This is a genomic window from Sediminicola luteus (assembly GCF_040566555.1).
Taxonomy (GTDB): Bacteria; Bacteroidota; Bacteroidia; order Flavobacteriales; family Flavobacteriaceae; genus Sediminicola.
On the sequence record NZ_JBEWYP010000001.1, the window covers coordinates 83,727 to 107,602 of the forward strand.

General features: G+C 39.1%; 16 protein-coding genes. 14 read left to right on the forward strand and 2 right to left on the reverse strand.

Going from position 1 to position 23,876, the window contains the following annotated elements; translation table 11 throughout:
- The first annotated feature begins 91 nt into the window (after positions 1–91).
- Positions 92–1,540 (forward strand): pyridoxal phosphate-dependent decarboxylase family protein, encoded by a 1,449-nt coding sequence (locus ABXZ32_RS00390; protein ID WP_354616714.1) that lies wholly within the window; start codon positions 92–94, stop codon positions 1,538–1,540.
- Between the two features lie 79 nt (positions 1,541–1,619).
- Here the strand turns inward: ABXZ32_RS00390 and ABXZ32_RS00395 are convergent, their stop codons facing one another.
- A complete protein-coding gene (locus tag ABXZ32_RS00395) occupies positions 1,620–3,428 on the reverse strand; it encodes a glycoside hydrolase family 15 protein (protein WP_354616715.1) in 1,809 nt (602 codons plus the stop codon).
- A 103-nt stretch (positions 3,429–3,531) separates the two neighbouring features.
- Between ABXZ32_RS00395 and ABXZ32_RS00400 the strand changes: the two genes are divergently transcribed.
- From ABXZ32_RS00400 to ABXZ32_RS00460, 13 genes are all read left to right on the forward strand, one after another.
- Complete coding sequence (locus tag ABXZ32_RS00400; protein ID WP_354616716.1) at positions 3,532–5,739, forward strand: bifunctional alpha,alpha-trehalose-phosphate synthase (UDP-forming)/trehalose-phosphatase; 2,208 nt, start codon at positions 3,532–3,534, stop codon at positions 5,737–5,739.
- A 20-nt stretch (positions 5,740–5,759) separates the two neighbouring features.
- The gene (locus ABXZ32_RS00405) at positions 5,760–6,947 is read left to right on the forward strand and encodes a nuclear transport factor 2 family protein (protein ID WP_354616717.1); all 1,188 of its coding nucleotides are present in this window, start codon (positions 5,760–5,762) and stop codon (positions 6,945–6,947) included.
- A 2-nt stretch (positions 6,948–6,949) separates the two neighbouring features.
- On the forward strand, positions 6,950–8,113 hold the full coding sequence (locus tag ABXZ32_RS00410) for an MFS transporter (protein WP_354616718.1): 1,164 nt from the start codon (positions 6,950–6,952) through the stop codon (positions 8,111–8,113).
- Positions 8,114–8,174: 61 nt separating this feature from the next.
- Positions 8,175–9,509 (forward strand): M28 family metallopeptidase, encoded by a 1,335-nt coding sequence (locus tag ABXZ32_RS00415; protein WP_354617297.1) that lies wholly within the window; start codon positions 8,175–8,177, stop codon positions 9,507–9,509.
- Positions 9,510–9,610: 101 nt separating this feature from the next.
- The gene (locus tag ABXZ32_RS00420) at positions 9,611–11,233 is read left to right on the forward strand and encodes a M1 family metallopeptidase (RefSeq protein ID WP_354616719.1); all 1,623 of its coding nucleotides are present in this window, start codon (positions 9,611–9,613) and stop codon (positions 11,231–11,233) included.
- A 206-nt stretch (positions 11,234–11,439) separates the two neighbouring features.
- The gene (locus ABXZ32_RS00425) at positions 11,440–12,696 is read left to right on the forward strand and encodes a hypothetical protein (RefSeq protein WP_354616720.1); all 1,257 of its coding nucleotides are present in this window, start codon (positions 11,440–11,442) and stop codon (positions 12,694–12,696) included.
- Between the two features lie 136 nt (positions 12,697–12,832).
- Positions 12,833–13,567 (forward strand): DUF2490 domain-containing protein, encoded by a 735-nt coding sequence (locus ABXZ32_RS00430; RefSeq protein WP_354616721.1) that lies wholly within the window; start codon positions 12,833–12,835, stop codon positions 13,565–13,567.
- A gap of 1 nt (position 13,568) precedes the next feature.
- Complete coding sequence (locus tag ABXZ32_RS00435; RefSeq protein WP_354616722.1) at positions 13,569–14,591, forward strand: inorganic phosphate transporter; 1,023 nt, start codon at positions 13,569–13,571, stop codon at positions 14,589–14,591.
- Between the two features lie 179 nt (positions 14,592–14,770).
- Positions 14,771–15,688 carry a mechanosensitive ion channel family protein gene (locus ABXZ32_RS00440; protein ID WP_354616723.1) on the forward strand — a complete coding sequence of 306 codons (918 nt, stop codon included), beginning with the start codon at positions 14,771–14,773 and terminating at the stop codon, positions 15,686–15,688.
- A 165-nt stretch (positions 15,689–15,853) separates the two neighbouring features.
- Positions 15,854–16,996, forward strand: coding sequence for a saccharopine dehydrogenase family protein (locus ABXZ32_RS00445; RefSeq protein ID WP_354616724.1), 1,143 nt, complete (start codon positions 15,854–15,856; stop codon positions 16,994–16,996).
- A 168-nt stretch (positions 16,997–17,164) separates the two neighbouring features.
- Positions 17,165–18,352, forward strand: coding sequence for a GAF domain-containing sensor histidine kinase (locus tag ABXZ32_RS00450; protein ID WP_354616725.1), 1,188 nt, complete (start codon positions 17,165–17,167; stop codon positions 18,350–18,352).
- A 209-nt stretch (positions 18,353–18,561) separates the two neighbouring features.
- Entirely contained in the window at positions 18,562–19,077 is a 516-nt protein-coding gene (locus tag ABXZ32_RS00455) for a GAF domain-containing protein (protein ID WP_354616726.1), read from the forward strand.
- Between the two features lie 151 nt (positions 19,078–19,228).
- Positions 19,229–19,750: a GNAT family N-acetyltransferase gene (locus ABXZ32_RS00460; protein WP_354616727.1), complete on the forward strand. Its 522-nt coding sequence runs from the start codon at positions 19,229–19,231 to the stop codon at positions 19,748–19,750.
- A gap of 299 nt (positions 19,751–20,049) precedes the next feature.
- Here ABXZ32_RS00460 and ABXZ32_RS00465 read toward each other — a convergent pair whose 3' ends face one another.
- Positions 20,050–23,868 carry a M4 family metallopeptidase gene (locus ABXZ32_RS00465; protein ID WP_354616728.1) on the reverse strand — a complete coding sequence of 1,273 codons (3,819 nt, stop codon included), beginning with the start codon at positions 23,866–23,868 and terminating at the stop codon, positions 20,050–20,052.
- Positions 23,869–23,876 lie beyond the last annotated feature (8 nt).

The window sequence follows — 23,876 nt, forward strand, 5'->3', positions numbered from 1 at the left end:
AATGGTCAAGTAAAAACCGCTCCCTATTAGGAGCGGTTTTTTTTATAAAAAAAGGGTTGTTTTCCTATATGGAACGACCTAATTTTATAAAATGAAGAAGGACCTTTTACGCAAAGCATATGACCCGGAGGAATTCAGGTCAATGGCACACCAATTAGTAGACCAATTGGCCGATCATTTGGGGAACACCATCCATGAAAAATCAGAGAAGACCATATCCTGGAACACGCCAAAGGACGAGCATGAGTTTTGGTCGGACTATCTGAAAAATGGCGATTCAAAGGACTTATTTCCAGAGGTCCTGAATCATACGATACATATTCACCAGCCCAAATATATGGGACACCAAGTTGCTCCACCCCTTCCCATAACCTCTCTATCCGCAATGGTTGCTTCGGTATTGAACAATGGAATGGCCGTATATGAAATGGGAATGGCACCAACCGCAATGGAGCGGATAATTACCGATTTCATCTGTAAAAAAATAGGATACGATTTCAATTCAAACGGATTCTTGACCTCAGGAGGAACCCTAGCCAACCTCACGGCCCTACTATCGGCCCGTAAAGCCAAGCTCTCCCATAATGTTTGGAATGAGGGACATAGTGAACGACTGGGCATAATGGTGAGCGAAGAGGCTCATTACTGCGTGGATAGAGCAGCCAGAATAATGGGCTTGGGAGAAGATGGCATCATAAAGATTCCGGCTAACAAAGATTTTGCTTTAGACACCAAACTTTTGGAAACCTATTACCAAAAAGCACAAAATGCCGGTATCAAAATATTCGCCATTGTAGGTAGTGCCCCTTCCACCTCAACAGGGATTTTTGATGATCTCGAAGCTATAGCCCATTTCAGTAAAAAGAATGACCTTTGGTTTCATGTGGATGGTGCCCATGGGGGAGCAACCATATTCTCCAAAACTTATAGCTATATGGTCAAAGGCATAGAAATGGCAGATTCCGTGGTGATCGATGGGCACAAAATGATGATGATGCCGGCTTTGACCACTGCCCTTCTTTTCAAAGATGGGACCAATTCACATACCACATTTAGCCAAAAAGCCGATTACCTATTGGAACAATCTGTTGAGGAAGATTGGTACAATTTGGCAAAGCGTACTTTTGAATGCACCAAGACCATGATGAGCCTACATTGGTTTACACTATTAAAAACCTATGGAGAGGCCATTTTTGATGATAATGTTACCACTTTGTACAACTTGGGACATCAGTTTGCTGAAATCATCAAAAAGGATAAAAGTTTTGAAATAGCGGTGGAACCCATGAGCAATATTGTTTGTTTTAGATATATAGATAAATCATTGGATGATCAATCTTTGAATCGTATCAATGAGAAAGTACGTCACGCCCTCCTGCAAGAGGGTGAATTTTATATTGTTCAGACCAAATTAAGGGGTATTCATTATTTAAGAACAACGCTGATGAATCCATTCACAACCCCAATACATTTAAAAGAACTTTTAGATAAGATTAGAACATTGGTAGATTCTGTAATATCACATCCAAAAGACGCATAAAAAACCCCCTTGGCAAGGGGGTTTAAATTCAGTTTCTTCAAAAATCATATTCTCTAAAATTCTAGGGAAGTCAAAAGCTTTATTCCTTGTGCACAAAGGATTCTTTAATCTTGGCTTCACTGTCTTTTTTGGAAAAATTAATTGCACATTCTATCAATGCCAAATGGGAATACGCCTGTGGGAAATTCCCCAATAATCGTTTTGTTTTAAAATCGATATCCTCACTAAATAGTCCCAAATGGTTACTATAGGACAACAATTTTTCAAAATGTTTAATTGCTTTTTCTTCCTCCCCTATCTTAAACAAACTATTAATAAACCAAAAAGTACAGATAGTAAATGAAGAAGATGGCAGTCCAAAATCGTCCTCATTCTTATAACGGTACATTAATCCTTCATGGCTCAATTCTTTCTCTATAGCTTTTACGGTACTCACGAATTTTGGATCCTTTGCCTGAATAAAACCGTAGGATTCCATCAGGAGAACTGAAGCATCAAGATCTGGAGAACCATAGGACTGTGTAAATGATTGCTTTTCCTCGTTCCAAGCGTTGTCATAAATATCTTGTCTGATCTCTTGTTCCAAGACCTTCCATTTTTTTATCTTATGCTTCTTACCAAATATTTCGGCGACTTTAATCGCCCTATCCAATGCAACCCAACATAATATTTTTGAAAATGTGAAATGTCGGTCTTCGGTTCGGAATTCCCAAATTCCCTTGTCAGGTTCCTGCCAATGATTGTTAACGATCCAAACGATACCTTTGGTAATGGTCCAGAGCTCTTCCCCATTTTCTATATCGGTATCAAACTTTACCAATTGTTCATAGATCACATCCATCAAAATTCCATAAATATCATTTTGACGTTGCTTGTAAGCAGCATTTCCAACACGTACCGGCTTAGATCCCTTATAACCCGCTAAATGGTCCAACGTCTCCTCGGTCAGTTTTTTCTCCTTATTGATCCCATACATGATCTGTAACTTTTCATCCTTGTCAGGAATGAGATCGATTATGAACTGAAGATATCTTTTGGCCACATTCTTATGTCCTAGCTCGGAAACCACCTTGATGACCATAGAGGCATCCCTTATCCAGCAAAATCGGTAATCCCAGTTGCGGACCTCTCCAATGGTTTCTGGCAAAGACGTGGTAGCAGCAGCCAATACGGCTCCAGTCTTGTCATAACTTAATAATTTTAAGGTAAGGGCACTACGGATAATCTGATCATTGAATCTTTTATACGTAGGCGTGCGTTCCACCCAGTTTAACCAATACACTTTTGTGCGTTGTAAAAGCAGGTATATTTTTTTAGTGTCCGGTAAAAATATCTTCTCATTGTATCCCAACAGGAAATAACCAGATTCCTTAAGTTCTATTTCTTCCCCCTTAACCACCTTTTCTTTGTCAAAGGAGGTGTACAGAAAAACAGTGTCAAACTTTACGGTATGGGTAAGACTTGCAATAAAATTGGGCTTAATATATGTAGATGTTTCCCCTTGGGCATATTCCAACTTGGGATTATATAGCACTTTAAATTTGGGGCTTCCCGATATATACTTGATATACCTTACAATCTCAGGAGGGGTATGACATCCGCCATCTTCACTGTAATAACGAGGCATAAAATCGTGAACTTCAAAAATATTTTTGCCATCGGAAAATGTGGTGACCAGAATACATGTGTTTTCTTCATATTGTTGGTGAATGCTATACGATTCATCGACCAATATCTCAAAACTCCCCCCTATTTTATCATCCAATAATTTGGCAAATACCGATGACGAATCAAATTCCGGCAAACAACACCAATCCAATGAACCATTCTTGGAAATAAGGGCAGCGCTCCTACAATTTCCTATTATTCCGTAGTCTAAATTATCCATATCTTAAATTAGCAGTATTTACAACCCTTAAAGTTGCTTATACTATTCGTTTTCCCGAAATTTAGTAAAAAATAGAGCTATCTAATCTAAAATCACACGTTTTATGGGCAAAACTATCATAATCTCAAATAGACTACCTGTACAATTACAAATTGACAATGATAGCATCACTGCGATACCAAGTGTAGGTGGGTTGGCTACAGGAATGAAGTCCGTACATTCTGGAAGTGATAGCCTTTGGATAGGTTGGAGTGGATTGACCCAGGAGGAGATTTCCGAAGAATTAGAGCCTAAGATAGATAAGGCCCTAAAGGAGAATGGCTGCTCTAAAGTAAGTCTGACCAGTGAAGAAATCGATGGTTTCTACTATGGCTTTAGCAACCGTACCATATGGCCCTTGTTTCATTATTTTTTGGAATATTCAGAATTTGAAACGGATAGCTGGAATACCTATAAAGCTGTAAACCAAAAATTTGCCGACGCTATTTTAGAAAAGGCAGAGGACGATGACGTCATTTGGGTGCATGACTACCAATTAATGTTGGTTCCGGAAATGGTAAAGGAAAAACGCCCCAATACCTCTATAGGCTTCTTTTTACATATTCCCTTTCCCTCTTATGAAATATTCAGGACTTTGCCTTGGAGGAAAGAAGTTTTAAGGGGATTGCTGGGATCGGATCTTATAGGATTCCACACCTATGATTATGAGCGTCATTTTTTAAGTTCCGTTAGAAGACTCTTAGGATTAGAGGTAAGTTTTAATGAAATAAATCTCGAGGATAGGGTCATCAAAGTAGACTCCTTCCCTATGGGAATAGATTATAAAAAATTTAGTGATGCGGCTAGCAAGCACGAGAAAAATACTGCCGATACACAATCAGAGTTACAACGACGCCTCAACGTTCATAAAGAGTCGACCCCAGATGCCAAATTGATACTATCCATAGATAGGTTGGATTATTCCAAGGGTATCGCCAAACGATTAAATGCTTTTGAATATTTTCTGAAAAAGCATCCTGAATACCAAGAGAAGGTAAGGCTTATTATCCTGGCCGTTCCTTCCAGATCCAATGTGCCACAATATCAATTATTAAAGAAAGAAATTGACGAATTGGTAGGCAGGATCAATGGGGAGTTTGCTACTGTTAGCTGGACACCCATTTGGTACTTTTATAGGTCCATGCCCTTTGAAAATTTAATAGACCTGTATACCTCCAGTGACATTGCCCTATTGACTCCCATCCGGGACGGGATGAATTTGGTAGCCAAAGAGTATATTGCCACCAGAACAGATAAGACAGGAGTACTGATTTTAAGTGAGATGGCCGGTTCTGCAAATGAAATGAACGAATCCTTGCTCATTAATCCCAACAATTTTGATCAAATATCAGATGCCCTGATCCAGGCAATTAACATGCCCAAAGAAGAGCAAATAGCGAGAAACAGCATTTTACAAAAGCGTCTGGAACGCTATAATGTAGAAAAATGGGCCAACGATTTTATGAAGTCCCTCTTGGAGCAAAGAGAAACCACCCAAAAGTTCATTTCCAAATTACTTACTAAAAAAACATTGGACTCGGTTATAGATCAATATCATTCATCTAAAAGAAGATTATTGTTCTTCGATTACGATGGCACCCTCTCAGGATTTCATGTAGATCCACAAAAGGCCGGACCAGATGAAGACTTATACGCTTTACTGGACAAAATAAATGCCCAGGATAACACAGATGTGTATTTGATAAGTGGTCGTGATACAGACACCTTCAAACGATGGTTCCTGCACAAAAAATACAATATGATTGCGGAACACGGGGTATGGCTATCCAAAGAAGGAGAAGATTTTACGCTATTGGAACAGATTAAAAACGATTGGATGTCCAAGATACGGCCTGTTCTGGAATCCTTTGTTGATAGGACACCAGGATCCTTTATCGAAGAAAAAACATACTCTTTGGCCTGGCATTACAGAAATACTGATCCTGACTTCGGAAAGAAAAGGGCCACCGAATTGACTACTGTTCTTACCAGTCTCATAGCTAATGACGACTTAACAGTGCTAGCCGGAAACAAGGTGCTGGAAATAAAAAATAGTGGTGTGAACAAAGGACGTGCCGCTATAAAAATGGTAACGGGCAATGAGTACGACTTTATCTTTGCCATTGGCGACGATTGGACGGATGAGTATATGTTTGAGGAATTACCGGATGATGCCGTTACCGTTAAAGTGGGGATGCAAAAGACACAAGCCAAATATTACGTGGAAAACACCAAAAAGGTTAGGGATCTTTTGAGTAGATTTATAAAATAGTTTTCTACAATCCACATATCATGAAAAAATTGCTGGCTATTGCGCTCTGTTATTTGCCCTTGGCGCTAAACTCCCAAACCAATCCAGAGGTATATCTTCTAGATATCGTAAAGGATGGTGATAGTCTTTTGTTCTTAAATCCAAGAAATATTTCCAATAACGAGGGGTATGACAACCAACCTAGCTTTTTTGATGACAAACACCTGCTGTATTCCTCAACCAGAAATGAACAAACGGATATAAAGAAATATATAATTAGTAGTGGCGAAGCTTCATGGCTATCGGACACCCCAAACGGAAGCGAGTACTCTCCCCTTCGAATTCCGGGCACCAATGATATATCGGCCATTCGATTGGATAATGACGGCACCCAATTATTATATCGTTATTCAACTACGCAAGAAACTCCAGAAGTACTTTTAAAAGATATGAAAGTGGGCTATCATCTATGGTTCAATAGGGATATTTTAATTACAACAGTCCTCACAGAGGGCAGAATGGACCTTGTAGTCACCAATTTTAAAGATAATAGCAGTTATACCGTTCAAAAGAACGTAGGCAGATCCCTTCATAAAATTCCAAATTCAAATTTAATAAGCTATATAAGTAAGGATGATGTTTTAGGGACCATTAAATCCCTAGATCCAATTTCTGGAGCAACCAAAGAAATTACCCGACTCTTTTTAATGAAGGACGATGTATGTTGGCTGGCAGATGGCACCTTGCTCACCGGATATGGAAATATGCTTTATAGTTACCATCCAAAGAAGGAAGATGATTGGAAGTTGACGCATACATTTGAAGACAATTCAATCAATCTGATATCTAGATTGGCTGTAAATTCCAATGCGACACGGCTGGCCATGGTAGCCGATATTTCCCCAGAAGTAGTGGTACAAAAACAGATAGTGGCCTTTAACACAAGGGATTTAGATGCCTTTTTGGATACCTTTTCCGATGATGCCAAAGTATATGGCTATGGTGGTCTACTTCTCTATCAAGGGAAGCAAAAGATCAAACAGGAATTTGCCACCTATTTTGATTCGGCCCCAGATATAAATTATAGTATCGAAAAGAAAATAGTAATGGACAATAAAGTGCACCATGAAGCCTTGATCACTGCCAATAATAAGACTCTTGTAACAACTTACTATTATACTGTTGCCAATGGAAAAATTTCGAGTCTGACTTTTTTCGTAGCGCCTTAAAATTGAACATAAAAGCCCATATTCTACCGGTTATAATCTTCTCCCAGTTTGCCTGCACCTCCCTGTGGTTCGCAGGGAATGCCATAGTTGGGGATTTGGCAAAATACCATGGCCTGAAGCCTGGTTTGACAGGGCTGATGCTATCCTCAGTTCAATTAGGTTTTATTTTGGGCACCTTGTTGTTTGCAGCCTTGATGCTCGTAGATCGGTTTTCTCCTTCCAAGCTCTTTTTGGGATGCGCTTTTCTGGCCGCTTTGTGCAATGCCGCACTCCTTTTGGAGCACCTTTCCGAATTGACCATGCTAACAGCGAGATTTTCCACAGGTTTCTTTTTGGCCGGTATATATCCTGTCGGAATGAAAATAGCCTCCGATTATTACGAACAAGGATTGGGAAAGGCCTTGGGATACCTTGTTGGGGCCTTGGTTTTGGGTTCATCCTTTCCCCACGCGATTAGGGGCATGTCCCTTGGCACCGAATATACCCTGGTAATCACCATTACTTCTGCTTTGGCAATTTGTGGTGGACTTAGTATGTATTTACTTGTGCCCAATGGTCCTTTTAGAAAACCCAGCACAGTGTTGCAACTAAAAGCGGGTATTACGCTGTTTAAAATACCTGCCTTTAAAAATGCAGCCTATGGTTATTTTGGACATATGTGGGAACTCTATGCCTTTTGGGCGTTCCTACCATTTGCAATTGGCACCTATAATTCCCTGAGCAATTCAACTATTCCCATTTCAATCTGGACCTTTATAATTATCGCATTGGGATGTGCTTCCTGCATCATAGGGGGATATATGTCTCTCAAAAAAGGCAGTAAAAAGGTAGCGGTTGTTTCACTGGCCATTTCTGGAATACTATGCTGTATTTCTCCCTTGCTCTTTCAATTGCCCCAGCAAATCTTTTTAATACTACTATCCTTTTGGGGCATGGCAGTAGTATCGGACTCCCCACAATTTTCAACCTTGGTTGCCGCATCTGCTCCGGCCCAATTAAAAGGCACTGCACTTACCCTAGTAAATTGTATTGGGTTTACCATTAGTATTGTGAGTATTCAATTACTATCCTTTTTAGTAAATGGTATAGATCCAGTTTATATATTCAGTATTTTGGCCATTGGCCCTGTTTTTGGGCTTATTAGTCTGTATAAAAAATCCTCTTAACAAATTGTTAAGATTTTATAATGTTCTAGAACCGTAAATTACAGGCATAAAAAAATATATGATGAGAAAACTACTCTCCCTCGCTATTATCTTAAGTACAACCTTCACATTTGCACAAACAGACCAACGTGTCTATGACATTATCAATGCCGTTTCTGCTGAGCGTATTCAGAAAGATGTAACGACCCTGGTAAATTTTGGTACCAGACACACCTTAAGCGATACCATTTCTAAAACTAAGGGAATTGGTGCCGCCAGAAGATGGATAAAAAGTGAGTTTGAAAAGATCTCAACTACTTGCGGAGATTGCCTGGAAGTTACCTATCACAGAGATTTGGTAAAAAAAGGTGAAAATGCAAGGATTGTGAAAGACGTGGAAGTGGTCAACGTGGTCGCGATCCAACGAGGAACCAAATATCCAGACCGATATATCATTATGAGCGGGGATATTGATTCTAGAGTAAGTGATCCAACCAATTTCACCTCTGAGTCGCCCGGTGCAAATGATAATGCCAGTGGTATGGCGGGTACTATTGAGGCCGCCCGTGTTTTATCAAAATATAAATTCGAGAGCAGTATTATCTATTTAGGACTTTCAGGAGAAGAACAAGGTCTTTTTGGTGGACAAGGCTTGGTGAAAAGTGCCAAAGAAAAAGGATGGGACATCATAGGCATCTTCAATAATGACATGATCGGAAATATCAAAGGGGTAGATGGCATTATCAGTAATACCGATTTTAGGATCTTTTCTGAGCCCGTTCCTCCTACAGAAACTGAAAGAGAACGAAATATGCGACGGTTTTATGGGGGTGAGGTCGATGGGATTTCAAGGCAATTGGCACGTTACGTCCATAAAAATGTAAAAACATATATGCCGGAAATGAACCCGATGATGATTTACCGATTGGACAGATTTGGACGAGGAGGACATCATAGACCTTTTAACGATGCCGGCTATGCAGGGATACGTATTATGGAAGCCCACGAAAACTATACACAGCAACATCAAGATATACGTGTGGAGGATGGTATTGCATATGGTGATGTCCTAGAACATGTGAACTTTGATTATGCCCGAAAATTAACAGCTGTTAATGCTATTAATATGGCATCATTGGCTTGGGCACCACCAGCTCCGAAAGAAGTAAAAATTGGAGGGATTGTAGAACCATCCTCCAAATTTGAATGGAGCAAGGTAGAGGGAGCCGTGGGATATAAAATTTATTGGAGGGACACTACCTCTCCTACTTGGGACCATAGCAGGTATGTTGGCGATGTTACCGAGTTTACATTAAATGGTATTGTGATAGATAATTATTTCTTTGGCATTTCTGCAGTTGGAAAAGACGGTTTTGAAAGCGTCGTGGTATTTCCAAATGCTATTATGAGGAACTAAATTTCTATAGGGTCTATTGTTGTACTGCCCCTTGGCAGGTTCAATTATAGGCCCATTTAAGTTCAACTTAAGATGCACCCCTTTTTAAAATCCTCTATACTATGAAAAAATTAACCTGTTTAGTTCTAGTTTCTTTTATATTTTTAGGTTACGTCCAAGCCCAGGAACCTTTTACAGAACAGGATACCTTAAGAGGGAGTATTACCCCTGAACGTGCCTGGTGGGATCTCAGCTTTTATCATTTGGATATTAAGGTAGACCCAGACAAAAAATATATCTCAGGTTCCAATACCATACGCTACACAGTTTTGGAAGAAAAACAAGTGCTTCAGGTAGATCTGCAACCACCCTTGAAAATTGAAAAAATCACCCAAGATGGGCAAGAACTGACGTTCACTTCCAATATAAATGCACATTTTGTTGCCTTGCAGAAACCACAAAAAAAAGGAACGGTCAATGAGATCAAGGTGAGTTATTCTGGTCACCCCAAAGAAGCGATAAATGCCCCTTGGGACGGAGGGTTTTCTTGGAAAAAGGACATGAATGGAAATCATTTTGTGGCTACCTCCTGTCAGGGTCTTGGAGCCAGTGTTTGGTGGCCAAATAAAGACCATATGTATGACGAGGTAGATAGTATGGCCATAAGTGTTGAAGTGCCCAAAAATTTAATGGAAGTCTCCAATGGCAGGTTGCTAAAGGTGGAAGAGCATAAAAACACAAAAACCTACCACTGGTATGTAACCAGCCCCATCAATAATTATGGCGTGAATGTAAACATTGGCGATTATGTGCATTTTGGTGAAACCTATGCTGGTGAAAAAGGCCCCTTGACCATGGACTACTATGTGCTTCGTGATAATTTGGAAAAGGCTAAAAAACAATTTACGGATGCCCCAAAAATGATGAAGGCATTTGAACATTGGTTTGGCCCCTACCCTTTTTATGAAGATGGTTTTAAACTAGTGGAGGTACCTTATTTAGGGATGGAACACCAAAGTTCAGTAACATACGGGAATGGTTATGAAAATGGATATTTAGGTCGGGATCTTTCCGGTACAGGGTGGGGTCTAAAATTTGATTTTATCATTATCCACGAATCGGGACACGAATGGTTCGCCAATAATATTACCAACAGGGATACTGCCGATATGTGGATTCATGAAAGTTTTACCGCATACTCAGAAAATCTATTTTTAGACTATTATTATGGCAAAGAAGCCTCTTCTGCATACGTAATAGGTACCCGAAATAATATTGAGAACAAAAAACCCATTATCGGGCCGTATAATGTCAACAAAACTGGAGGGGATATCTATTATAAAGGAGCCAATGTGTTACATACCTTAAGACAGCTTTTGGAAGACGACAATAAATGGAGGGAAATCTTAAGGGGACTCAATAGCCAATTCTATCATCAGACCGTGACCTCACAGCAGGTTGAAGATTATTTGAGCCAACATACGGGAATTGATCTTACGGCATATTTTAACCAATACCTGCGTACCACCAAAATACCGATGTTGGAATACAAACTGGAAGCCAAGGAACTAAGCTTTCGCTATACCAATATCGTTGAGGATTTTGATATGCCCGTGCTCATGCATCTGGATGAAGAAAAATTGTGGATTTTCCCTACCGGAGAATGGAAGACGATCCCACTTCAGAATAGTGTAATAAAAATAAAGCCCGACGACAACCTTTACATTTATTCCTCTAAAATTTAATCAATTTCCAAAAAATTATTTGGCAGTAAAGTAGTTCAGCACAAGATCATTAACTTTGATATTCATTGGGTGATTTTGTTATCGAATATACCCATAACAAAGACCCAAAACCTTTTCCTTAAGGTTCTAGATAATTGAGTAATGTTAAACGTATCGGATATCCAATATCCATTAAGATTCCGATATTCAAAATTGATTTCCCCCATATGAAATTGCATACAAATCTAATGCCCCTGCTTCTATTTGTTGTCCTACTTGGTTCCTGTAAAACAGAAGAAAAGAAACAAGGAAACGAACAAGATTTTGCCCTTACTTCCAAAACAATTAACTCCATAAATTTCAACTGTGCTGATCTGGGTGAAGATGAAATGGGAATTCCACGTTCAATACTTTATCTAACTGTAAATGGAAAAACAATTGATATTGCAAAAATCAATAATTGTCTCCCGATAGATAAAGAGCAGTACGCTAGTAATAATATAGATGAAAATGCTGTGGATGCCTCTTACGGGTATTGGGCGGGAAATGGGGCTTATTTTTACGTGATCCTAAAAGAAAACGAAGGATATATTTATAGGGCCAAAGTAGATGAAATGGACGACCAACCTATGTCCTATTCGCTTTTTGGCATTTATTCCAACGGAAAATTCTTTGAAAAAGATCGGGAAGAAAAAAAGGACAAGGAAGCTGAACTCCTTCTTCCAAATACCTTTCCGAAAATCAAAAAAAATGCTAGTTCAAAAGAAATTGAGGATATCATTCAGCCAAACGTCAACCAAATCAACAAAGCCCTTCCTTTTTTAAAGGTAATCTCCAAGGAAGTGCAATTTAAATTTGATGATTTCAAGTCGCCTATTACCATTTGGTATTCGGATGAAAAATTGCCGGTAAAAATGAAAATGGGCATCAGGGATGATGAAGGACTTTTTTCCAACGATTTTGAATATTATTTTATCAATGGAAAAATATGGTATTCGGACCAAATCCTTTCTAAATATGTTTTTGAGGATGAAGCACTACAACATTATATTAATTCGGTATGGACTAATATTCAAGTAAGCGAGAAACGATTTAAAGCCTGGGAAAAACGAATACTCCAGACGATTGCACAGATAGACAATGCCACCATCAATTCCAGAAAAGATGACGACAAAACCATAACAGGGAATTATGAACTGATACAGGGGCAATGGCAAAGTACCGATGATTCTAAAAGTCAAATTACCTTTATGGGGTCGATTAAAAAAGATTTCTATAATGGTGAGCCAATATCCCAAACTCCTTTTAGTATTTCCAATACCTGCAAAAATGAATCCAATATTAGTGCAGAAGTAGCTCCTGATGCTTTTATGACCTTACCCGAGGAAGATCAGTGTTTTTTCATTTTAACATTGGATGAAAATCTACTGCAATTAAATTACGTGGGTCGTGGTAATACGTTGACCTATAAGAGACTGCACTAAAAAAGATTTTTAACAAAATCCACATCAATAAATATATGGGCTTAAATTGCATTTTATATCCATAAAAATATTTTATTATCCTAGTAAATATATAGATTAACTAGTTATATATTTGGCGCGTTTAAAATTCATTTAGATGAATAGACTAGCTGCACTTCACCTGCTTTTACTTTTGGCAATATTACCATTAACTATAAGAGCCCAAAAAACTGTTGAGTACCAAGATCAACTTTGGACACGGTACTTTTTGAAAATTAAAATTGATCCGAAATGGCAAATATTGCAAGAAGTAGAGGAAAGGGTTTATTTGTCTACATGGAGACAGCATCAATTTGTTTCAAGAACCCAACTTGAGCGAAACTTGGGAAAAGGATATCATTTTGGGATCGGGTTCACCTATTCAGAACAAGCAACGCCCCAAGATCCAACAATCAAGGATTTTACCAATCAAACAGAACTAAGACCACAATTGGCCCTGGAGTATAATCAACATCTTTCCAAAAAATTCACAATAAACCATCGGTACTGGACTGAATTCAGATATTTTGAACGAAACAATGGCTCATTTGAATTTGCCAATAATCGCAGTAGATATAAGCTGGAGCTCAGAAACACCTCATTAAATCATATAACCCTGAAAGCCTATAATGAAATTCTTCTGAACATCGGAGGCAACATTATACATAATGTTTTCGACCAAAATAGGTATGGGACAAGTATCCAATATATGCCCCTTGAAAATTTAGGTATTGAAATTGGCTATCTAAACTCCTTTCAACAACGAAAATCCGGTGTAGATTTTTACAATAGAAATATTGTACGCTTAACAGTGTATCATACCATCAAATATAAACCTGCAAATATTCCTTAATATGTCCGAATTATTCAACTCACTGACTATCCCTTTTTTACTTGCTATGTTTCTTGCCATCACCATGGGAGGTAGTGGTACTGCTCCTTCTTTTTCGGCTGCCTATGGTGCCAATGTTCTAAAAAGGTCATTAATACCCGGATTGTTTGGTATTATGGTACTGGCAGGTGCTTTAATAGCCGGGAAGGAAGTTTCACTAACGTTGGGAAATGGCCTTTTAGAACAATCCTTTTTTACCCCATTAAATACGTCCGTCATCCTTCTTTCTATTGGGTTATCTGTCCTAATAGCAAGCTTACTAGGTGTTCCACAATCTACCAGCCAATCTACCGTCCTTTCCATTGCAGGAGCAGCTTCGGCCTTGGATGGCCTAAACACACAAAAATTATTTGTAGAAATTATCCCAACTTGGATCATTCTTCCGATAATTTCATTTTTTTTAATGTTCCTCCTTTCCAATTATGTCCTTCCTTTAATCAAAAACAAAATAATTACAGATGACTACTCACATCTCAACAAACATAAGGGTATTAAGGCATTATTGATTTTATCCTGTCTCTATGTGGCATTTTCAATTGGGGCAAACAATGTTGCTAATGCCGCAGCCCCAATAGCTTCCTTGACAGCGAATGAGATTGGACAAGAAAGTGTACAAAACTTTTTACCCTTAACCATTTTATCTGTTTTGGTTGTTGCCCCCTGTTTCGCTATCGGAAGTTCTCTTTTTGGACACCAGGTTACTAAAACAACAGGAAAAAAGATTGTGGAAGTCAGTCCGATTTACGCAACAATAATTGCTGTTATCGTGGCCAGTTTACTAGTATTTGCATCCGTAGTAAAAGGTATACCAACTTCATTGGTTCAATTGAACGGAGCTGCCTTTATAGCCTTAAGCGTCAGTAAAAATGGATTTAAAACAACCTTTAGCAATAAAATTGTAAAAAGGTTTTTTCTTGTTTGGGCCATAGCCCCCCTGTTTGCTTATTTACTTACCTGGTCCTTGATCACTTTATTACAGAAATAGGTTATCATTTTTACAAAAAACAATCTTTTTCATGCGTTTATACATTGAAAAATCAAAGCCCCTTTCCTTTCAAAGTTTGGCGCGATATAGAATAATTAAGTATTGAATTAAAAAAGAGTAAATTTATTCAAATCATCAAAAGGCTCCCAACAAGAAAATTAACGTAATCAGCACCTATAATGCCATACTTACAAAACATTTCTGAAAAGCTTTTATCCTCTTTGGAGGAAAATTGGACAATTTTCATAAAGCAAATACCCGGTATACTAATTGCCATTCTCATCGTAGCCTTAGGTATTTTGATCTCCAAAAAAATAGGCAATCTGTCTCGTAAAGTCATTTCCAAAAGGTCAGATGACCCAATCATGGTTAATTTCTTGACCAAAGGAATCAAGTTGTTATTGTATACTATATTTATCATGTATGCATTGGAAGTAGCAGGATTGCAAAGCATTGCCACTGGCATTCTCACCGCTGCAGGAGCCTCTGCAGTAATCATTGGTTTTGCCTTTAGGGATATAGGAGAAAACTTTATATCTGGAATTATTCTGTCATTCAACAGACCGTTTAACGTAAATGAAACCGTCAGCATAGGCGAAATTTTCGGAAAGGTAAAAAGCATTGAATTCCGATATACCAAGTTAAGGACCTTTGATGGCCGTGATGTATACATTCCAAATAGTGATGTAATAAAAAAACCAGTTTATAATTATACCGAAGATGGATTCTATAGGTTCGATTTCTTGGTAGGTATCGCCTATGAAAATAATATTGGGGAAGCAGAAAAATTGATCAAACAGATCGTTAAAAATACGAAGGGCACTTATGAAGATGACGCTCACCCTAATTTTATCGTAGCAAATGAATTGGCCGTTAGTACCGTAAACCTCAAAGTACATTTTTGGATCAACACTTTTGAATATGGCAAGGAAGCCTTGATGATTAAAGGAAAGGTAATTACCAACGTAAAAGAAGCACTACTCCAGGAAGGGTTTAGCTTACCTGCGAATATCCAAGAATTAAAGCTCTATGACACCCAAAGTTCTATTCCCGTTAGCGTATCCGAATCCACGAATGAGGGTAATGATCAGCCTTAAAAATTTATCCACTTCGGCAAAAGACTAAAGTAAATTAAATTATTGTTTACCTTAGTAATAAGATTTCTTGTTCCCCAAACTTTAACCCTATTTAGATCTCCTGGCCATTTATAAACAGTGGTCGAGGTTAGCTGTTATACTCAAGTGTTATTAAATCAATCCAATATGAAAGCGCACTACAACATAATTATTGCTGGTGCCGGTGGTATAGCCGAAGCTGCTGGACTTATTCTTGCAGAATGGAGTGCGGTGTCGCCAACCATTTATATTGGCAACCGTACCCTAGAAAAAGCCCAAAGAGTATCTGAATGGGTAAAGGAAGGCACTACAAAATCATGTAAGGTTGTTCCCTTTCTATTGGATGCGAATACTATTTCTGATGAAATGAAGGGGATATTTGAAAAAGGGGATGCCTTATTGGATTGTCTTCCGGGGAGTTTAGCCCCGAAAATGGCACAATTTGCAAATGATTTTGGCCTCTACTATGCCAATCTTACCGAATATGTGGCAGAAACCGATCAAATTATACATTTGGCTAAAAATGCAAACACAGGTTTTGTCTTACAGACTGGACTTGCTCCAGGGTATATTAATGTATTGGCCAACCATCTATTCCAAAAATTTTGTAGAGATTTTGATGTTGAGGCGGTGGATACCTTGGAATTTAAAGTTGGGGCTTTGACCATTAATGCTGTAGCCCCACACTATTATGGATTTACATGGAGTCCTATTGGAGTTGCCACAGAATATGTTAAAGATGCTATTGCAATCCGTGATTTTAATAAGGCGAACCTCCCATCCCTTTCGGAAAGGGAAGTAATCATTATAAACGGCTTGGCTTTTGAAGAAGACCTCACCTCTGGTGGTGCTGCAGATTTACCTGATGCATTAAAAGGCAAGGTAAGGTCCCTTGATTACAAAACCTTGCGACATCCTGGGCATTATGCTTGGATAGCGGAACAATTGTCCAAAATAGATCCTAAAATAAATCCTATCGAAAAGCTACAACAGAGAATGTTGGACTCCATTCCACATGTTGAAGATGACCAAATAGTGCTTTATGCAGCTGTGCAGGGCAACGATTCAGAGGGTACCTTGCGCAGACGGGAAATATCCAAGATTATTCACCCACAAAGAGTTGGTCACCATCAATTAAGGGCCATACAGACCACAACTGCAGTACCCTTGATACAATCCATCCAATGGGTATTGGAGAACAGGTCCAAAGGGATTACACTTCAAAGTAATATATCTCCCAAAGAATTTTTAAATGGAGCATATATAGTGCCTGTTTATGGCAACGTCTAAACTTATATTAGAGGTGTATAAGGCATAAGAACTGACTATTTTATCCACTTTTAATATCCTTAAAAATTATCATGCAAAAGACAAAATAAAAATTGTTTTCCGCTGAAAATCAAATAGCTATTAAAATTTGAAATTCTTATATTTATCAAATAGACCATACCACAAACCATGCTTTCCAATTTGAACACAAATCTTCGTAAAGACGTAGATTCCATTAATAAAATAACTGTTGTCCCTAATTTATTGGAGGTTATCTGCAAGAGCACCGGTATGGGTTTTGCAGCCATTGCAAGGGTCACAGAAACAAATTGGGTGACCTGTAGGGTTCAGGATGAGATTAATTTTGGCCTCAAACCCGGTGATGAGTTGGCAATTGAAACCACCTTTTGCAATCAGGTACGGCAGCATAAACAACCAGTTATCATTAATGAGGTAGCTACAGATGAACATTACAAAACCCATCCTATCCCCTTGCAATATGGTTTCCAGAGTTATATTTCTGTTCCTATCTACAGAAGGGATGGCAGTTTTTTTGGGACCCTATGCGCTATAGATACAAAGCCACTAATTGTTGATACCCCGGAAATTAGGGGGATGTTCAAGTTATATTCCGAACTAATATCTTTTCATTTAGATGCGGTTGAAGAATTGGATCGGGTTTCCGCCAATCTGATGGAGGAACGAAAGATTGCCGAACTTAGGGAAACATTTATTGCCATTCTAGGCCATGATCTAAGAAATCCAGTAAGTACAACTCGTATGTGTGCCGATATTTTATTGAAAATTTCCACAGATGAAACCGCTTTACGGCAAGCTGAAATAATAAAAGCCACTACGTATCGTATGCAAGGGCTCATTGACAATCTATTGGATTTTGCCATGGGGCATTTGGGAGATGGAATTCAATTAGAGCTTACGACTGACAATATCATGTTACAAACGGTTCTGGAACAGGTGGTTCAAGAAATGAAAACATTAGATTCCCATCATGAAATAAAAGAATCCATCCGTTTAAGCAGGCCTGTGAGCTGTGATGTCAATAGGGTTGCACAACTACTTTCCAATCTTCTGGGGAACGCCATAAAACATGGTGCTGAGGACCAACCAATTGAGTTGGATATTTATACGTCGGAAAAAGAATTTGTTCTTTCAGTAAGCAATGCGGGGGATAAGATTTCAGAAACAGCAATGGGCAATCTCTTTAAGCCCTTTTTCTCCGAAAATGCCAATCGGAACAAAAGAAGTTTAGGATTGGGATTGTACATATCCTCGGAAATTGCAAATGCACATGGGGGACAACTTAGTGCAAAATCCACTCAGAAAAAAACTACGTTTACTCTTAGCATTCCATTGTAGTCAATCTACTACGAACTAAACATTAAACAAAATAGCTGCTTTTTTGCAATTCTATATAAATGATGTGTCGAAAGTAGGAATAAATCGAACTTTTGAGCTTTATTTAAACACCTAATTTACAAATTGTTGTTTAACTTTTGTCAGATTATTCTTTCGTAAATAATTGCTGGACCCGCTAATTTTGATTGTAATTTTGTTTATATTTAATTATGGAAAAAGAACTTGAAAAAAGAAGAATTCTGGCGCTTAAAAGGTATGAAATCCTTGATACACCAATGGATGGCAGCTATGATGAGATCACTTCTTTGGCATCAAAGATTTTTGATGTTCCTATTGCGATTATCAGTTTGGTGGATACCGAAAGGATCTGGTTCAAATCCGCTTATGGTCTAGATGTTGAAGAAATCACCAGAGACCCCGGACTATGTAGTTCTGCTATCATATCCAACGAAGTTTATGTTGTTGAAAACGCGAGGGTTGATCCACGAACTATGGCGAACCCTTTGGTTGCTGGGGTAATGGGACTTCAATTTTATGCCGCAGCTCCCCTAACCACCTCAGACGGTTATAATTTGGGAACTATTTGTATCATTGATCAAAATCCGAGAACCTTAAATGGCAAGGAAGCCTCCATATTACTTCATTTATCCAGAATCGTCATGGATCATTTTGAAATTAGACTTCAAGCGAGAAAAATGTTAAAGGATCTTCAATCCAAAATTTAAAAATATGATAGGAAAGGATTTGGGCACTTATCCTTAACTCTTTCCAATTTCCATCACCTACCAGGTTATTTTCTTACATTACTTTTGCCTTTCAGCAAGGATATGCTATTTTTTTAAAACATAGCCAATCTTAAGATATTAAGCGTAACAAATGAATCAAAATTTTATAATTAGAGAGGCCAAGCCATCAGAATTTAATGAGATTGGAGACTTATTGGTCTTGGTCTATTCACAACTTAAGGGATTTCCATCTCCTGAAGAACAGCCGGCGTATTACGAACGACTGCAACAAATTGGGAAATTTACAGATTATCCGAATACAAAATTAATGGTGGCCATAACGCCGGAAGGTAGCATAGGTGGCGCTGTAGTCTATTTTGGGGACATGTCCTATTACGGGTCGGGAGGTACAGCGACCAAGGAAACCAATGCCTCTGGCTTTCGATTATTAGGGGTAGACCCTGCATTAAGAGGCCTTGGAATTGGCAAACGCCTTACAGAAACATGTATTCAGTTAGCGAGGACAGAAAAGCAACATCAATTGATCATTCATTCGACAAAGGCTATGCAGACTGCTTGGAAAATGTATGAGAACATGGGATTTGTTCGTTCCCTAGATCTAGATTTCAAGCAAGGCGAATTGGATGTTTTTGGTTTTCGTATGGCACTATAATATCTGTTGAATACTATCGGACTAGTCTCATTTTAATTTACAGATCCTTTTATTTTTTCTCAATCTTAAGTCAACCATAAAAAGGCCATGGCGCTCCAATTCCAAATGTCTGGATCATTTTATGTTGAGGGGTATCTTACCAAGCGCACCCCTTTTCAAGCGAACCACTTTTTGAAATTAAAATGGTCCTATTGCTCAGTGCACCTCATAAATAGACTAGGTTGAAACCTTAAATTTTAGGCATAAAAAAAGGGGGTGGAACAAGTCCCACCCCCTTTCAACATTAACTAAAATTAAATTTATTGCTTTAAGAATTTAAGTTCAAATATTTCACCGTTATCAGTAATCACCTTCATCACGAACAATCCACTGTTCAATCCGGCAACATCCATTTGTACGGTATTTGTTGGTATAACACTGTCCATAGACTTCACCACAACACCCATTAAATCAATAACTGTTACTGCCATGATATTGGCATCTGTATCAATATTAATAGTAGTTACAGCTGGGTTCGGGAATACAGTAAAGAATCCTAGGTTCCCTTTGCTACCTTTTACATAGTGATTACTGTTCTTGTGGTCACAAGAGTGTTTACCACCATGCTTAACGTCATCTGGACCACAGCTACAATCTTCCGGATCTTTTGGATCTTTAGGATCAGTCGGTTCTGTTGGATCTGTAGGATCTGTAGGCTCAACAGGAGTATAATTAAATTCCTGTACTATGCTCATGCTACCTGAACCTTTAAAAGTTGCAGTGTAGGCACGGAACCCATCAGCCACATTCACATCGGTAAGTGTGCCGTTGTACTGTATGTTGTTTGGGTCCTCAGTGGCATCATCCATGTTGTAAGAGGAAACCATCATTGGAACAAAATTAATGGAATCATCAAAAGCATTCAGTTCATCATCAGTGAAATACATGGTAACATCATAGGTTGCATTTTCATTGGCAGCAGTTATGCTGAACGCCTTTGAAGGTCTTGCCGTGTTGATGTTGGAGAAGATTCTAAAACTTGTTCCCTCATCGATTACGGACATCGTAACACACCCTAAATCTTCAGAAGCATTTTCGATTTTTGCGATCAACGCATTATCTGAAGCACTCATTAAGAAAATGGTATTACCCTTGTACACCTGTGTAGTTGCAGACTCACCTTTTTGAGTCTCAATACCCGCTGGGGTAGCAGTAACCTTCACGTTATCAATCGCAAAACTAAATGTAGTTCCTGCGTTGGTGTCATTATACCATCTCCAAGCTAGGAAGAAAGGTTTACCATCCAAGGCATTGATTACACCTGTGTAAGTTCCATTTTCGGTAACAGCTCCAAGTGGGCCTGATCCGGAATATTGTTCTACTGAAACATAATTTGCTCCATCCAAAGAGTACATAAATTCTCCGTAATCAAAGATGGCAGGTCCTAATGGTTCTTCCAATTCACCACCGGCTTCCCAATCAAAGGAAACTGTAACATCATTTGCAGCTCCAGCATTGATCATTGGAGACCTAAATATTGTATTGGATGTAGAATTGGTATCATAGATTGGAAGATCTGTAATACCATCACTGATATAAGCTCTACCTGCAGCACTTGCATCTCCATTCACTTTCCAAACATTGTTACCGTCAGATAAGGAAATAATAGACCATCCAGCTGGAACACCATCCACAGAAAAAGTTTCGGTAGCCATTAAATCAAAAGTGTCGTTTCCAGTCCTTGGAGCAAAATCATTATCAGAGATAGAATACTCTTGCTTATGGAATACACCGTTGAAATTGAAAGACAATACTATTGTTTCTACATTTTCCACAATGGCATCATCATACACAGTAATATTCAAGGACTTAATTTCTGAACCAGAGAAAGTCAAAGAATTTGTAGAAAGGCTAAAATCCTGTCCTAAGGTAGCAGTACTACCTGCAGTGCTCAAGTTAATGGTTGCAGAAGGATCAACATCTACACCTGTGAAAAACACTTGGAAAATATTGGCATCATCACAACCATTAATGGCATTGCTCTCGGAAAAAATCTGAACATTGCTTTCGTTAAAGGCAATGGTATTAGGATCTCCAGTGTTATAAGCATCCCCTATGTCCACACCATGCCACGCATTTGTGGTCTGTACTTCTTCATTGGATCCAGGTCCATACAAAATTTGGGCAGCCAAAATGGAAGCGGCACGCATTTCAATAAATTTGGCATTAGGTGAAAGCATTGTCTCCCCCATATAAGCGATTTTGGAAGCGGCATCGAAACCAATTCCCTGTACACTATATTGGTTTCCTGCATCAGTAATTTGATCATCTGCAGAAGGTTTGTTGAAACCAGGTGAAAAAGATTTCCCACTTCCAGTTACCAATAAGTAATACCATTTGTTCAACACACCGCTATTGGTATGAACTCCACACTGGTCATTGGCCAAGGTTGGCGTCCCACATTCAGGGTTTATCCAGTTTTGACCACCATATGAATCCGGGTCACCTGCAGATTTAGGGTTGTCCATCCATCTAAGAGCCCTAGATCCGGCCTCTCCTGGCTGTAAACCTCCATCACGCTCATCGATCTGTTCGCCAATACCCCATGGGTCATAGTTTAGGGTACCATCAATTTGTGCTAGCACATACGCCTCTACAGCTGCTCCCCAAATATCAGAAAAGCCTTCGTTCATGGCTCCAGACTCTCTCTGGTATACCAAATCAGCAGTAAACTCACATACTCCATGTCCAATTTCATGGGCACAAACGTCCATGGAGGTCAATGGAGCAAAAGATCCGTTTGGCTTTTGACCCCCTTGGTAACTTCCATCACCATAAGTCATGGCAGTACCGTTCCAAAAGGCATTGTCATAGGCATCACCGTAGTGTACATAATTTACCACCTTGGTACCTTTATCATCATAACTTGATCTGTTGTGTACATTTTTCCAATAATCCAATACTACCTCTGTTCCCCAGTGGGCGTCAAGGGCAACATCATCGTTATGGGCCTCGTTATGCCCTACGGTAGGAATACCATCCGATGGAACGACAGGGCCATAAGGCATGGAAAAATCATCTTTTCTATGCTCAGCGGACGTCCAGTTGTTATCTGCAGTTTCCGGATTTAATAAGTCTCCATCGCCATCGGCAATCGCTACTGCGAATTGAGAAATTGGTGCGCTAATAGGTAGTCCACCAAGGCCTTCATATGATCTTGTTTCGTTTTCAACACCAGAAGGGGTAGTACCTTTAAGAACCCAATTTCCATTGGAATCCATTGAAGTATCAAAAATCCTTGTCCCAGCATAGCGGGTATCTCCACTTGCGGCAGCATAAGGCATTGGTCCATAAACTGTTTTGGCCGCTGGTTTAATTTCCTTTTTGATATCTTCTTTGGTATGGCTGCCATCGGCATGCTTAATAATTGCATCCAATAACAAAACCTGACCAGAAGCTGCATCCACATAAATATCTGCACGTGACAATGGCTCAGCCGCGTAGATATTAAATTTGTATGCCAACGCAAGATCAACAACATCCGTTAAATAATTATCAACGAATACCAACTCTCCTTTTGGGTACACTTCATTATATGCTGCAGTAATCTCTGGGGAATTTCCTAAGCTCTGGATATAATCCCAAGCATAGGTGGTAGCTCCTACGTGATCCAATGCCTTTTGAAGGGCTGCACTTTCGGATAGAGAAGGTGTGGAAGTTATAGAAGCTGGTAAGCTGTAATACTCGGCGGTAAATCCAAAAACAATACCTTTTTTGGACATTGCCTTGAATACACCATGCTCTACTTTAATACCATTGGTAAACTGTTGGAACTTGTCTACTTGAATACCATTGGAAGATGTAGTTGCCGTAATTGTAAATGTGGTTTCCTGGCCCATGCCCAGCACGGAACGAAGAAAAGCAGGGGTGTCATTTAGAGAAAGTGTCTCTCCTGCACTTTTTAATTTAATTAAAGAAGGTGTCCCGCGGTTTGGCTCCATAGTGAACTGGGTCACTCTGGAATCCTGGGACAGATTGGCCGAAATATCCTGTGCGGATGTTTGGGCATTCAACATAAATAATCCCTGAAAGCAGAATGCTGCCCCTAGGATTATTTTTTTTGGTAATGGTTTAATCATGTGTAAGT

What these genes read in the sequence shown, in the direction of transcription:
- ABXZ32_RS00395 (WP_354616715.1), bottom strand. Translation starts at nt 3,428, where the DNA reads ATGGATAATTTAGACTACGGAATAATAGGAAATTGTAGGAGCGCTGCC.
- ABXZ32_RS00460 (WP_354616727.1), top strand. Translation starts at nt 19,229, where the DNA reads ATGAATCAAAATTTTATAATTAGAGAGGCCAAGCCATCAGAATTTAAT.
- ABXZ32_RS00435 (WP_354616722.1), top strand. Translation starts at nt 13,569, where the DNA reads ATGTCCGAATTATTCAACTCACTGACTATCCCTTTTTTACTTGCTATG.
- ABXZ32_RS00455 (WP_354616726.1), top strand. Translation starts at nt 18,562, where the DNA reads ATGGAAAAAGAACTTGAAAAAAGAAGAATTCTGGCGCTTAAAAGGTAT.
- ABXZ32_RS00445 (WP_354616724.1), top strand. Translation starts at nt 15,854, where the DNA reads ATGAAAGCGCACTACAACATAATTATTGCTGGTGCCGGTGGTATAGCC.
- ABXZ32_RS00450 (WP_354616725.1), top strand. Translation starts at nt 17,165, where the DNA reads ATGCTTTCCAATTTGAACACAAATCTTCGTAAAGACGTAGATTCCATT.
- ABXZ32_RS00390 (WP_354616714.1), top strand. Translation starts at nt 92, where the DNA reads ATGAAGAAGGACCTTTTACGCAAAGCATATGACCCGGAGGAATTCAGG.
- ABXZ32_RS00425 (WP_354616720.1), top strand. Translation starts at nt 11,440, where the DNA reads ATGAAATTGCATACAAATCTAATGCCCCTGCTTCTATTTGTTGTCCTA.
- ABXZ32_RS00415 (WP_354617297.1), top strand. Translation starts at nt 8,175, where the DNA reads ATGAGAAAACTACTCTCCCTCGCTATTATCTTAAGTACAACCTTCACA.
- ABXZ32_RS00420 (WP_354616719.1), top strand. Translation starts at nt 9,611, where the DNA reads ATGAAAAAATTAACCTGTTTAGTTCTAGTTTCTTTTATATTTTTAGGT.
- ABXZ32_RS00405 (WP_354616717.1), top strand. Translation starts at nt 5,760, where the DNA reads ATGAAAAAATTGCTGGCTATTGCGCTCTGTTATTTGCCCTTGGCGCTA.
- ABXZ32_RS00465 (WP_354616728.1), bottom strand. Translation starts at nt 23,868, where the DNA reads ATGATTAAACCATTACCAAAAAAAATAATCCTAGGGGCAGCATTCTGC.
- ABXZ32_RS00440 (WP_354616723.1), top strand. Translation starts at nt 14,771, where the DNA reads ATGCCATACTTACAAAACATTTCTGAAAAGCTTTTATCCTCTTTGGAG.
- ABXZ32_RS00430 (WP_354616721.1), top strand. Translation starts at nt 12,833, where the DNA reads ATGAATAGACTAGCTGCACTTCACCTGCTTTTACTTTTGGCAATATTA.
- ABXZ32_RS00400 (WP_354616716.1), top strand. Translation starts at nt 3,532, where the DNA reads ATGGGCAAAACTATCATAATCTCAAATAGACTACCTGTACAATTACAA.